The sequence below is a fragment of the Bacillus sp. 7705b genome (genome assembly GCF_002289525.1).
GTDB lineage: Bacteria > Bacillota > Bacilli > Bacillales > Bacillaceae > Bacillus > Bacillus halotolerans.
The window spans coordinates 113,733-127,069 of record NZ_NSDH01000023.1; the positions used below are offsets into that span (position 1 = coordinate 113,733).

Below are 13,337 nucleotides of genomic sequence, written 5' to 3' on the forward strand. Positions count from 1 at the left end.
AAAGAGAAAGGATTATCTAGTTGGCTGACAATCCTTTGACAACATACAACTCAAGCAGTTCCGCAATCGTTTCTTTATCAAGCGGGGGATGCTGTTTTTCCCAATCAAAAATGAGCGCGATATAAAGCTTCAACATGACAAAAGCCGTCAGCTCAGGATCACACGGCTTGATATCTCCGTTTTCGACACCCTCTTCTATCTTATTTTTAATATAAGAAAGAATGGAACGCTCCATTTTCTGAATCACGTCCTGAACTGCCATTGTACCAATCTCAGCATTTTCTTGAAAAATTTTAATCGTCAGCTGATGTGTTTTCCTGAATTCAAGAATGGCAAACAGCGCTCTGTGAACATTTTCATGGAACGGGAGATCAGGCTCCATCGCTTCGTCAGCTTTTTGCTTCATTTCTTTTAATAACGTAGAGAAAATATCGTCAAACAGCTCTTCTTTATTTTTGAAAAACGTATAGATGGTTCCTTTTCCCACGTTCGCAAGCTTCGCCACCAAATCCATTGTCGTCGCTTTATAGCCAAACTGTGTGAAAGACTTTGTGGCAGCCTCCAAAATGAGCTTTTTTCGATCTATTGACATTGTATATCACCTCAAAACTGACCATTTGAACATTTTAGTCAATAAGTACATATGCAAATGTATCATACCACGCTGAACAATTCAAACATTTTTTACACAATATTGCCATCATCTAGGCACAAAAAACCTCCGTACGAGGTACGGAGGTTTTTAGTCGAATAAATATTTCAGCGCGTCTAACACAGCTGCTTTTCCTTGATCGATACAGTCCGGGATTCCAACACCCTCGAAGGATGCGCCCGTCATGTACACACCAGGATATGAGGAAGCCAGCGCTTCACGGAGCTCATTGATACTGCGTTTATGGCCGACATGGTACTGAGGCATGCTTTCATGCCAGCGCGTGACACATGTCATTTCCGGCTCACCGTTGATTTTCATTACTTTCTTTAGGTCTTCCAGCACAATGTTGATAATGTCGTTATCTGAGAGGTCGACGATGGATTCGTCTCCGGCTTTTCCGACATATGCCCGAAGCAGTGTTTTGCCTTCCGGCGCTGCGTGCGGCCATTTTTTGTTTGTCCACGTACAAGCTGTGATCGCGAAATCACTGTTTCTTGAGATGACAAAGCCCGTGCCCTCATGTTCCATTTGGACGGCGCCTTCCGGGAAACCCAAGGCGACATTCGCCACAGATGTGGAATGCATGTTTTTCAGATTTGCAACAGCCGGCAAATCGGAAAGCATTCCCGCGGCAGCTTTATGCGGTGCTGTTACAATCACAGATTCGGCATCAAGTGATACACCGTTATCAAGATCAAGCGAGTAGCCCGTGCCCTCTCGGCTAATCTTGGTAACCTTTGTGCCTTTGTATACCTTTGTCAGCTTTAGTTGATTTTCGATCTCTTCGACAAGCGTCTGCAGGCCTGTTGTCAGCGTCTGAAACTGCCCTTGTTTTTTGGCTGTCAGCTGCTGGCCGGAGCCTTGAGGTCTTGTTTTTTTCATCCCAAGGATCAGGCTTCTGTGCTTTTGTTCCGTCTGATAGAATTGCGGGAATGTTGACATCAGGCTGAGTTTGTCGATATCACCTGCATAGATGCCTGATAAAAGCGGCTCGATTAAATTCTCGACAACTTCATCCCCGACACGTCTGCGGAAAAATTCTCCCAGTGACTGATCCTCTTTTGATTTACTTGCGGGCAGGATGAAATCCATTGCAGCTCGCGCCTTCCCTGACAGAGAAAACAGCCCCGTTGACACGAACGGCGCGATTTTTGTCGGTATTCCCATTACAGCCCCCTTCGGCATCGGATGCAAAGTGCGGTTGACAAGCACGTAAGATTGTCCGGTCGCATTGTTCACAAGCAGATGGTCAAGACCTAAGTCTTTGACAAGCTGCGGAGCGCTTTTTTTCCGTTCCAGGAATGAATCAGGCCCTCTTTCGATGATATAGCCGTCCTTCTTGACTGTCTGGATTTTTCCGCCTACTCTCGGACTTGCCTCAATAAGCGTCAGCTCAAGCGGCAAATTTTTGTCTCTGATTTCTTTTTCCATGTAGAAGGCGGCGGCTAAACCGGTAATGCCGCCGCCGATGATGACTACATGTTTTTTGCCGTCACTCATGTTCATCGCCTTCTTTAACGTCCTAATTTTTTCAAAACGACTGTTGCTAAAGCATCAATAAATGCCGGCTTAGCGTTTGGCATTTCCGGCCGGTAATAGCTGGCGCCGATATCGTCAGTCACCACTTTGCATTCATAGTCATTGTCATAAAGCACTTCTAGATGGTCCGCGACAAATCCGACAGGCACATATACAAATGCTTGATAGCCTTTTTGTTCAAATAAATCACGTGTCAGATCTTGCACGTCAGGTCCGAGCCACGGATCAGGCGTATTGCCTTCACTTTGCCAGCCGACAGCGTATTCAGATACGCCTGCGCCTTCAGCGATCAGCTTCGCGGATTCATGAAGCTGATCCGGGTACGGATCTCCGTACTCTTTAATTTTTTCCGGAAGGCTGTGCGCAGAAACGATGAGCATCGCGTTTTCTCTTTCTTCCTTCGGCATTGACGCGTACGTGTCCTTCACTTGGTCAACCCAATATTTCACAAACTTCGGTTCATCGTACCAGCTTTCGACAGACGTAATTGTTAAGCCGCCGAGTTTTTCAGCCTCTTCTTTCGCACGTTTGTTGTAAGACTGCACGCTGAATGTGGAGAAGTGCGGTGCCAATACAAGGCTGACCGCCTCTGTAATGCCGTCCTTATGCATCTCTGCCACAGCGTCTTCAATAAACGGCTCGATATGCTTCAGCCCGATATACGCTTTAAACGTAATCTCATCCTGAATCTCGTTTAAGTGCTGTTCAAGCTTATAAGCCTGTTCTTCTGTGATTTTGGCAAGCGGCGAAATGCCCCCGATTGCTTCATATCTGTCTTTCAGATCCTGAAGCATTTCAGGCTCAGGCTTTCTGCCTCTTCTGATATGTGTATAATAACGCTCTATATCTTCTTCTTTGTAAGGCGTGCCGTACGCCATAATGAGAAGCCCCATTTTCTTTTTACCCACTGTTTACACCCTCTTTAGATGATCTATCACAAAACAATTTTGACAGGCTTTTATCCTGATACCAAAAAATATGCTCAGGAGTATTGGCCTATTTTCTTTGATTGAGAATATTCATGTACAAATGCAGTCAGCTTTTTCAGCACTTCCGGACTGACATCAGGAAATACACCGTGCCCGAGGTTAAAAATGAAGCTGTCCGATTTTAAGCCTTGATCAAGAATCTCTTTCGTTCTCTTCTCGATCACTTCCCAAGGAGCAAGCAAAATGGACGGGTCCAGGTTGCCTTGCACCGTTTTGGTGATGCCTTTTGATCTGGCTTCATCAATGCCGAGTCTCCAATCGAGCCCCACAACATCGAGAGGCAGGTCATGCCAATCCGTTGCTAAATGGCTGGCACCTACACCAAACATGATAAGCGGCACATTTTCCGATGCCAGCTCAGAAAAAATCCGATTCATTACCGGTTTGATGTACGTTCTGTAATCCGCTTGATTCAGCGCGCCAACCCATGAATCAAAGATTTGAATGGCTTTTGCGCCCGCCTTAATTTGCGCTTTTACGTACACGATAATCATGTCGGCAAGCTTTGTCATCAGCAGGTTCCAGGCATCCGGCATGCTGTACATAAAGGCTTTTGTTTTATTGTAGTTTTTCGAAGGCCCGCCTTCGATCATATAGCTGGCAAGCGTAAAAGGCGCACCAGAGAAACCGATTAGCGGGACGTCAAGCTGTTCATTGACAAGCAGTTTGATCGTTTCGAGCACGTACGGCACGTCCTGTTCCGGCTCAAGCTTGCCGAGCTTCTCAATGTCCTGCAGTGAACGAATCGGCTGATCAATCACCGGTCCGATTCCATTTTTAATTTCAACATCTACACCGATCGACGGAAGCGGCGTCATAATATCTTTATAAAGGATTGCAGCATCGACTCCGTATTGCTCGACCGGAAGTCTTGTGACGTACGCACACAATTCGGGCTGATGTGTAATTTCGAACAATCCGTATTTTTCCTTCAGCTTACGGTACTCCGGCTGTGAGCGCCCGGCTTGTCTCATGTACCAAACAGGCGTGTGATCCGCTTTTTCTCCCCGCGCAGCTTTTAAAAACGTCTCGTTAAACGTTTCTCGTTTCCTCATCTGATTTCCACCTTTCATACTGCAACCATACGTTCGTGTTCCTTGACCATTACACTATACCTCGTTTTGGGCAAATGGTATAGAAATGCGGCTCAAAGTTCAAAAAATCGCCGAATTCCATTAAGAGGAAAACAGTTTCGGCTGAACGTAATCGGTTCCTTCTCCTTCTTTTTTTGTCTGTGTATTATAAGGCACCACTTTATAGGAAGCGCCCGAAAACAAATTGGCATATGGGATCTCATAGCTTCCCTTTCCTTCAACAGAATCAAGAAGCGTTTCCTTGCCGTCCTTATTTACATAAATTCTGTACACTGCCCGATCATCCTCTTGCGCATCCCATTTTAATTCAATCGTAAACAGCCCCGCTGCCCTAAATGTATAGTCAGCCGTCAGCGTTTTGACAGGCTCAAGCTCAATTGGGCTTTCAAGTTCTTTTACTTTTTTAGGCTTCGCAAACGCAGAACCCGTTTCGCCAGCCTGTGTCAAAATATCCTTAAACATTCTGGTCGGATATGCGCTTCCGCCTTTTAAGTAATGGTTTTGATCTGTTTTGTCATAGCCCATCCAGACAGCTCCCGTTATGTTCGGCGTATAACCTGCAAACCAGGCATCCTTTGTTGCGCCGGAAACGCCTGTATATGAAGTAGAACCGGTTTTCCCGGCAAGATCGCCTTGATAGGTGCCGGACGTTGCTGTTCCCTTCTTAACCACCTGCTGAAGCATTCTCGTCATGTTCCAAGACGTCTGTTTGCTGAATACTCGTTTTCCTTCTTCTTTATGATCGGCTATTGTTTCCCCGTCTTCATCTGTTATGTTTGAAATAAAGTACGGCTCGGTGTATGTTCCATTCGCGGCAAACGTATGAAAAGCGCCTGCAAGCTGGAGGGGTGACACGCCTTTTTCCAAACCGCCGAGAGCCAGAGCAAGCCCTTCATCCGGTATATCAATGCCGTTTGCCTTCAAATAAGATTTCCCCGTTTCCACACCGATCTCATTCAGCGTCCACACTGCCGGCGCGTTTTTGCTGTAAGTGATGGCATCAGACATCGTGACTTCCCCTTCATAACGGCCGTCATAGTTTTTCGGTGTGTAATCTCCGTAGGATTGTAATTCATCCTTTAACAGAGAGTACGGCTTAAATTTCTTTTCCTGCATCGCCGGTCCGTATACGGCCAGCGGCTTAAACGTTGACCCCGGCTGGCGCACAGCTGTCACACGATTATATCCTTTAGCCGTGTAATCTCTTCCGCCGATCGCCGCTTCCACACCGCCTGTTTTATTGTTGATAAAGACTGCGCTTCCTTCAGCATCTTGATCTGTTCCGGGATAATAGCTGCCTTCCTTCATGACTTGATATGCCGTTTTTTGCAGTTTTGAATCAAGCGGCACCTTAATCGTGTACCCTCCTTGAAGCAGCTGCTCTCCGGAAATGGAATACTTGTCCTCCGCTTCTTGGATCACAAGGTCAATATAGCTGTCAAACCAAGGTGTTTCCGACTGTTTTTTCACGTTCAGCCCGAGCGTCCTCCCCTGCGCGCTGACAGCCTCTTTCGCACTGATATAGCCTTGGTCATTCATCATGCCGAGAATCGTATCACGCCGCTCCTTGCTTTTATCAGGATGCAAAACAGGAGAATACGTAGAAGGCGCCTTCGGAATAGCAGCCAAGACCGCGCCTTCTGACACGGTTAAATCTTTAACTTCCTTATTAAAATAATAATGGGATGCAGCTTGAATTCCATAAACCCCGTGTCCGAAGTATAGCTGGTTCAGATACATTTCCAGCAGCTTGTCCTTGCTGTAATCCCGTTCAAGGTTGATCGCTATGATCACTTCTTTCGTTTTTCTTAAAAACGTTTTGTCATGTGTCAGAAAAATATTTTTGGCAAGCTGCTGGGTGATCGTGCTCGCGCCTTCTACTTTTCCTCCTGCTAATATATCGCGGTACACCGCTCTTCCGACAGATTTCACATCGATACCGTGGTGTTCATAAAATCTCTTATCTTCCACTGAGATAAACGCTTCTCTGACCCCTTTCGGAATTTCATTGATAGAGACCGGTTCACGATTTTCTGTATACAGACTTGCGACCTCATCCCCGTTTTGGTCAACAATTTTTGAAGATGCGTGAAGGATCAGCTTCTTTTCATCTATGACATAATGACCGAGAAAAATGATTGAAATATATCCTATTAAAGCGAGAAAAGCAGTTAACACTAAAATAATGATGGGAATGAAAAGTTTCTTTTTCTTTATCTTAAACATGAACTCACCTCGCCTTTCTAAAGGTAGTATGGGAAAAATTGTTTGGATTTATGTTTGAAGCAGTCGCCAATAGAAACTTATACCATTGTTTTGATATACTAGCAAGCAGGAGGTGGCTGATATGAAGGTTTATATTACATATGGGACAGCCGATTTTTTGAAAAACATCGTGCAAAAACATTCCTCGGAAAATATGCTTTTGATGCAGGGACAGGAAAATGCGATTTTAATTCACGAAACAAACGGAGAAACGGTTTTTCAGGCCCCCCATTCCTATGAAGTCATTGACCAAGTCGGGGACATGAAGCATCCCGGTTTCGCAGTATTGAACAATATAGCCGTCACACAGGAAGGACGGCCGCTGTTTGAAAACAGATTTAAAAACAGAGCGGGAAAAGTCGAAAACGAGCCCGGTTTTGAAGCCATTCGTGTCCTGCGTCCGCTTGACAGCGACACGTACGTCATTCTCACCTTGTGGGAAACAGAAAGATCCTTCCAAGACTGGCAGCAGTCAGGCTCATACAAAGAAGCCCACAAAAAACGCGGCACGTCTGCCGGAGTTGACACAACGTCCATTTTCTCCCGGCCTTCGTATGTCACCACATATGTTGCTGTCGAATAGCTGCCGGAATGTCCGGCAGCTTTTTTTATGGCGAAAGGGAGGGAAGCTAGATGAAGTATATTTGCCCAGTCTGCGGGTTTAAAGGGCTGACAGAACCGGCATATGATGACCAAGGGAATCACTCCTATGAAATCTGCTCGTGCTGCGGCTTCCAATTCGGATTTGACGATTTTGAAATGACGCGTGAGGACGGTTCATATTTAGAGCCTTCGGAAAGCATAATCGCCTACCGAAAAAACTGGCTTGCTGTCGGTGCCGTTATTTTTTCACCCGAATGCTACCCGCAGCATCAGCAGCAGGCTAAAAAAGTATTGAAGCACGAGTTGATCGAGCAGCTAAAACATATTCATGTCTATCTGAAGTAATATCTGCGGTCAGATGCTATCTGTCCCGGCACCTTCCGCCCGCCTATGAATAATCTGTAGGAAGCGGAAGGAGTGATCAATGATGGAAATCGGGATTATGTCTGTTCATGTTCTTTATGTGTTTTTTATTGGAGCGATCATTCTTTTTATGCTGCTGCGAAAAGATACAACCTTTATTTCGTTATTTGGGATTTTCATCATTTCGTTATGGGCCAGCCATTCGCTTTCAGCTTCGGTCAGCAGTTTATTCCACAGCTTCATCTATGCGGCATCTGAGCTGCTTCCTACGATTTTCATCATTTGTTTTATCGTGTCTATGAGTGATGTGTTAACGAAAACAGGGATAAATGAAGCGATGATTTCTCCCTTTGTCCGTCTTGTTAAAGGTCCAGTAATTGCATACTGGCTGATTGGCGGACTGATGTTTGCCATTTCTCTATTCTTCTGGCCTTCGCCGGGTGTCGCTTTAATCGGCGCCGTTCTGCTTCCGGCAGCCGCCCGTGCCGGCCTGCCGCCTATCGCTGCCGCCATGGCAATGAATTTATTCGGGCACGGCTTTGCCCTTTCAGGAGACTTTGTCATTCAGGCAGCGCCAAAACTGACAGCTGATGCAGCAAGCATCCCTGTCGGTGATGTCATCTCAGCAAGCATTCCGCTCGTTTTGATTATGGGCGTGACCACAACAACTGCGGCTTTCTTTATGATTCAGCGTGAACGCAAAAAACAATTGCGGCCCGCTTCTTTTTCCCCGATGTCAGAAGAACATGACACTTCAATGTATTTGCCGAAACGTCTTCGGTCAATGCTGGCTCTTTTGATTCCTCTTGTATTTGCCGCTGATATCGCGTGCATGGTCATATTCAACCTTCAAGGAAATGATGCAACCGCGTTAATTGGCGGATCGGCCATTTGCATCCTGCTGATCGTTCATTTCCTTGTGTATAAACAGAAAGGGCTTGAAAAAATCACTGGATATTTTATCGAGGGGTTTCAATTCGGCTTTAAGGTTTTCGGTCCCGTCATTCCAATTGCCGCTTTCTTTTATCTTGGTGATTCAGGCTATGAGAGCATCTTGGGTACTGAACTCCCTAAACATTCACACGGCATTGTCAATGATCTCGGCATCGCCTTATCCCACGCCATGCCTATGTCTAAGGAGCTTGCCGCCGCAGCCTTGACTGCCGCTGGAGCCGTAACCGGACTCGACGGTTCAGGTTTTTCAGGCATTTCCCTCGCCGGCACCATCGCCAAGCTATTTTCATCCGCTCTCCATGCTGATCCAGCTGTCCTGACCGCACTCGGGCAAATATCAGCCATCTGGGTGGGCGGCGGTACGCTTATTCCATGGGCGCTCATTCCCGCTGCAGCCATTTGCAAGGTCGATCCATTTGAGCTTGCCAGAAAGAACTTCCTCCCCGTTGTGATCGGACTTTCGGTGACAACCATTGCAGCGATGATCATGCTTTGAAACCCGACCAGTTGAAATATTCAGACTTTTTCTATACAATCATGGAAAAGCTTAGAAAAGGGGGAAGCGGCTTTGTCCATAAAGACGCTGCAAAAAGAGATAAACAAACAGCTCGACAGCTGTTTCGATGAAATGGTGGAAATCAGGCGCCATTTCCATATGTACCCTGAACTGTCCAATCAGGAAGAAAAAACGGCCGCTTTTATTGCTTCCTATTACGAATCGTTAGGAGTCCCGATCCGCACCAAAGTCGGCGGCAATGGAGTTTTGGCTTATATTGAAGGCAGCGAGCCCGGTCCTGCTGTCGCATTGCGGGCCGATTTTGACGCCCTTCCCATCCAGGATGAAAAAGATGTTCCTTACGCCTCCAAAGTGCCCGGTGTCATGCATGCATGCGGCCATGACGGCCATACAGCGGCTCTGCTTGCCGTCGGAAAGGTGCTTTATCAGAACAGGCATGATCTGAAAGGAACGTTTATTATGATCCATCAGCACGCTGAGGAGTACGCGCCAGGGGGTGCAAAACCGATGATTGAGGACGGCTGTCTTGAAAACGCAGACGTCATATTCGGCACCCATCTTTGGGCGACTGAGCCGATCGGTACCATTCTCTGCCGCTCCGGTGCCGTAATGGCCGCAGCTGACAGATTTACAATCAGCATTCACGGAAAGGGCGGCCATGGCGCTCACCCCCATGATACAAAAGACGCCGTCCTGATCGGCTCGCAAATCGTTTCCTCGCTGCAGCATATTGTCAGCCGCAAAGTCAATCCGATTCACTCCGCTGTCATATCGACAGGCTCTTTCATGGCTGATAACCCGTTTAATGTGATTGCAGACCATGCAACTCTCATTGGCACAGCTCGTTCGTTTAATGAAAATGTCCGCGACATTCTGGAAAAAGAAATCGAAGCTGTTGTAAAAGGTGTGTGCAGCATGCACGGCGCTTCCTATGACTACAACTATGAACGCGGCTACCCGGCGGTAGTCAATCACCCTGCGGAGACCGACCATCTGGTAAACGTCGCAAAAGCCACAGACGGCGTTCATCAGGTTCTTCAAGGTGAACCGCAAATGGGCGGCGAAGATTTTTCTTATTACTTACAGCATGTCAAAGGAACCTTTTTCTTTACCGGCGCCGCTCCTGAACAGCCTGAACGTATCTTTTCCCACCACCATCCAAAATTTGATATCAATGAAAAAGCGATGCTGACTGCTGCAAAAGTGCTTGCGGGCGCTGCAATCACTTACCATTTATCTTAAAAAAACAGCCGGAGTTTTACTCTCCGGCTGTTTCCTTTAATATTCTCAGATGAAAAACGTGTCTTGCTGTATCTCCAAGCTGAGCAAGCAGTTTATAATTGGCAATTCCGCCGACTGCGGCCCCTACCCCTGGTAAAAGCTGAAAAAGCTTGACGACATCAATATAATCGCGATACTCCTGCTGAAACACTCTCCAGTCAATATCCTTTTTCTCCGTCTCCCAGTTTTCAATGACAGAAAAAAGTGATTTGCGGCAGTCATCACTTGAAAAAGCAAGCTGAAATACAAGAAGCAAAAACATCCTTTCTTCTGCATTCTTCACATCAAAGCCGTATATCGAGGACAAAGTGAATAAACATTTCATCTTAATGGAAAGCAGGAGCGGGAAATCGGCAATACCTAAAAAGATGCCGCCCGCCCCGGTGCCGACTCCTTCAGCAGCCGCCACTTTCTGATAAGAAGCAATCGTTTTTTTCGCAAGCTCGTTTTTTTCACTGAGTGAAAGCGTGCTTGTATCCTTCTTATAAGTGATGATATTAGATCCTGTCATCGTTGCTTCCACCATTTTTTTCACGCTTTCAGTTACCGCTGCATGAATTTTTTCAGGTATTCGTTCATTCACCTTTGTTTGCACACGCTTTGAGAAGCGTTCAAACATGGAATCCTTTCGCAAAAAATGCATTTTCCATTGAAGAGCTTCCTGCATCAGCAGATTCTCGCTCATTTGACCTACCCCTTTTTTCAGCTCACAGCTTTCCGTGTTTTTTTAATCTGGCGGTCATGTAAGACGGCAGAACGACAAAGATCAAGACGGCTGAGCCGATCAGCGCGTACAGAAAACCTGCAGCGCCCGCAGCATATGCAGAGGCCGCTGCCATGAGCAGAGCCTGCACGCTAAGCGCAGTTTTTAATAGAGAAAAATAGCTTTTCAGCTTCGCTTCCTTTTTGACAGGATATAGATCTTGAAGCGCCAGATGGTCAAAGTGGCCAAACAGCGGCAGAAGCTGAATGCCTGTGATAAAGACGGTAAACACAGTCAAAATCCCTGCGATCATCGGGCTTGCAGACGCATACATAATAATCAGCGCGAAAATAACGGTTAATCTGACTTGAATGCCCAGATAATCACTTGAACGCAAAAACGCGCGGGCAAACATATAGGCGAACGTTTTACGCTGTTCAAACGGCACAAACCGCAGCAAAAAGTCGAGATACGCTCTCCGTTTCGCTTGTTTCTTTAAATGCGGCACATCCGTAAATAGGTTGGCAATCCGGTAAAAACGCTGCTTGCGTCTCAATTCGTATTCAATATGGCTTTCCCATTTAAATGTTTTTCCTTTTGCAGCGGAAGACACATAAAGATAAAGAGCCGCCATAATGATATAGATCACAAGCGCATACACATAAACAGACTGAAAAACAAAATACAGAACGAGTGTATTAGCGGCAAAACGAATGACAAGATCCATCTGTTTCATGCTTCGGTCATTTTGAAACGTCATACGCCATTCCAAGGCCTGATTCCACGCTTTCAGCAGCAGAAGCTGTACAAATACCGCCGCGTACGACACGAGCGATGCCCCCGGCGTGACAGCGAAATAAAGCGGCATCGCTACAAGGCTCAGTGCAATCAGCGGAAACAGCTGGGACACATAGCTGTAAACAAACGCCTGTCTCAAATACGGCTCCATCTTAGCCTCAAGCGGCAATAAGAAGACAAGGTCAGCCTCCTTTAAAAGCGTCCGCACATAAGATCCTGTCAGAACGAGTGAAAACAGAACGGCCATCACCCAAAAGGACGGAAAGTGAGCGGGAATGTCCCGTACCCATTTGCTGTACCAGCTCGCCGCACCTGCGATAAAAAAGATCAAAACGATAACGAGGTGATCGTTGAGCATATATTTCATATACATTCTTGTTTCTTTAATATGCTCCTGCAGCCGTGACTGCCAAATATCCAGCATGTTATTCATGGCCAGCGTCTTCCTTTGTGAGCTCTAGATATAAATCATCCAGCGCCGCGCCCTTCATTCCAAACTGCTCTCTGAGCTCGGACAGCGTGCCGCGCGCCCGCACTTCGCCGTTATGTAAAATGATAAACGAATCACAATAGCGCTCCGCCGTTGCCAGGATGTGCGTTGACATCAGCACGCTCGCCCCACTTTTCTTCGCTTCATTCATCCGCTCAAGAAGAGCATTGATTGCCAGCGGATCAAGTCCCAGAAACGGCTCATCAATGATGTAGAGCGCAGGCTCTGCCAAAAACGCACACATGATCATGACCTTCTGCTTCATTCCTTTAGAAAAATGCGCCGGGAACCATTTCAGCCTTTTTTCCATTCGAAATTCCTTTAACAGCGGCGGCAATCTTTTTTCCATGGTTTCTTTTGAAAGGCCGTATGCCATCGCCGTCAATTCAAGGTGTTCCATCAGCGTCAGTTCTTCATATAAGACGGGTGTCTCAGGAATATAAGTGAATTGGGACCGATAGCCTTCCCGATCCTCAGCAAAGGTTTTCCCGTTTAACTCAATAGATCCTTTATGCGGGTCCATCAGCCCGATGATATGTCTGATTGTTGTACTTTTACCTGCACCGTTTAAACCGATTAAACCGACAATTTGGTTCGGCTCAAGGGTGAATGACACGTTTTTCAAAACCGGATTTCTCGTATAACCGCCGGTTAAGTCTTTTACCGATAGCAGAGACATAGTTTCTCCCCTTATATTGTTTTTCTTCATAGTACCAAAAACAAAGCCTGATTTGAAACAATTCCCTTTTAACAAATGATGATTTTGCTGTAATAAAGAGACAGGTTTCTGGACAATATAATCGTTGTAGAGGAAAAAGCATATCAACTGAAAAATGAGGTGTTTGTCAAAGACGTCTTAGGCACAGTTGGATAGAAAATAACATGTCCTATGCTCAAACCTTTTTGCATTCACTGAATTGATGAATCTTCATTTCTGAAGCTGACTATCAAATGAGGTGTTTATCGCAGGAATCGTTAGGCATTAAACAAGTCTTCATTTTATTGACAAATGAGGTGCTTACCAAAGGCATATCACATTTTCTTCATAAAGCTGATTCCTCTGCATTCAGGGTGAACGCTCCGCCG

At 46.1% G+C, this 13,337-nt stretch carries 12 protein-coding genes; 4 read left to right on the top strand and 8 right to left on the bottom strand.

Annotated features, from left to right (window positions below; translation table 11 throughout):
• Window positions 1-16 precede the first annotated feature (16 nt).
• From CJU60_RS09995 to CJU60_RS10015, 5 genes are all read right to left on the bottom strand, one after another.
• A complete protein-coding gene (locus CJU60_RS09995; protein WP_010333611.1) occupies window positions 17-592 on the bottom strand; it encodes a TetR/AcrR family transcriptional regulator in 576 nt (191 codons plus the stop codon).
• Window positions 593-742: 150 nt separating this feature from the next.
• Window positions 743-2,155 carry a protoporphyrinogen oxidase gene (hemY, locus tag CJU60_RS10000; protein ID WP_095713705.1) on the bottom strand — a complete coding sequence of 471 codons (1,413 nt, stop codon included), beginning with the start codon at window positions 2,153-2,155 and terminating at the stop codon, window positions 743-745.
• A 14-nt stretch (window positions 2,156-2,169) separates the two neighbouring features.
• Window positions 2,170-3,102 (bottom strand): ferrochelatase, encoded by a 933-nt coding sequence (gene hemH / locus CJU60_RS10005; RefSeq protein WP_010333609.1) that lies wholly within the window; start codon window positions 3,100-3,102, stop codon window positions 2,170-2,172.
• Window positions 3,103-3,176: 74 nt separating this feature from the next.
• On the bottom strand, window positions 3,177-4,238 hold the full coding sequence (gene hemE / locus CJU60_RS10010; protein ID WP_095713706.1) for a uroporphyrinogen decarboxylase: 1,062 nt from the start codon (window positions 4,236-4,238) through the stop codon (window positions 3,177-3,179).
• Between the two features lie 120 nt (window positions 4,239-4,358).
• A complete protein-coding gene (locus tag CJU60_RS10015) occupies window positions 4,359-6,503 on the bottom strand; it encodes a transglycosylase domain-containing protein (RefSeq protein WP_038954177.1) in 2,145 nt (714 codons plus the stop codon).
• Between the two features lie 121 nt (window positions 6,504-6,624).
• On the opposite strand from CJU60_RS10015, the gene hmoB reads away from it, so the two are divergent.
• From hmoB to CJU60_RS10035, 4 genes are all read left to right on the top strand, one after another.
• On the top strand, window positions 6,625-7,125 hold the full coding sequence (gene hmoB / locus CJU60_RS10020; protein WP_024120788.1) for a heme-degrading oxygenase HmoB: 501 nt from the start codon (window positions 6,625-6,627) through the stop codon (window positions 7,123-7,125).
• 50 nt (window positions 7,126-7,175) lie between these two features.
• On the top strand, window positions 7,176-7,490 hold the full coding sequence (locus CJU60_RS10025) for a hypothetical protein (protein WP_095713707.1): 315 nt from the start codon (window positions 7,176-7,178) through the stop codon (window positions 7,488-7,490).
• A 79-nt stretch (window positions 7,491-7,569) separates the two neighbouring features.
• Window positions 7,570-8,958 (top strand): hypothetical protein, encoded by a 1,389-nt coding sequence (locus CJU60_RS10030; RefSeq protein ID WP_095713708.1) that lies wholly within the window; start codon window positions 7,570-7,572, stop codon window positions 8,956-8,958.
• A gap of 72 nt (window positions 8,959-9,030) precedes the next feature.
• Window positions 9,031-10,221 (top strand): M20 family metallopeptidase, encoded by a 1,191-nt coding sequence (locus tag CJU60_RS10035; RefSeq protein ID WP_095713709.1) that lies wholly within the window; start codon window positions 9,031-9,033, stop codon window positions 10,219-10,221.
• 16 nt (window positions 10,222-10,237) lie between these two features.
• On the opposite strand, the gene CJU60_RS10040 is transcribed toward CJU60_RS10035, so the two are convergent.
• The 3 genes from CJU60_RS10040 to ecsA are packed head-to-tail and all read right to left on the bottom strand — an operon-like array spanning window position 10,238 to window position 12,930.
• A complete protein-coding gene (locus CJU60_RS10040) occupies window positions 10,238-10,945 on the bottom strand; it encodes an EcsC family protein (RefSeq protein WP_095713710.1) in 708 nt (235 codons plus the stop codon).
• A 22-nt stretch (window positions 10,946-10,967) separates the two neighbouring features.
• The gene (locus CJU60_RS10045) at window positions 10,968-12,194 is read right to left on the bottom strand and encodes an ABC transporter permease (protein ID WP_095713711.1); all 1,227 of its coding nucleotides are present in this window, start codon (window positions 12,192-12,194) and stop codon (window positions 10,968-10,970) included.
• Window positions 12,187-12,930, bottom strand: coding sequence for an ABC transporter ATP-binding protein EcsA (ecsA, locus tag CJU60_RS10050; protein WP_095713712.1), 744 nt, complete (start codon window positions 12,928-12,930; stop codon window positions 12,187-12,189). Before ecsA ends, CJU60_RS10045 begins: the two co-directional genes overlap by 8 nt.
• Window positions 12,931-13,337: the final 407 nt, after the last annotated feature.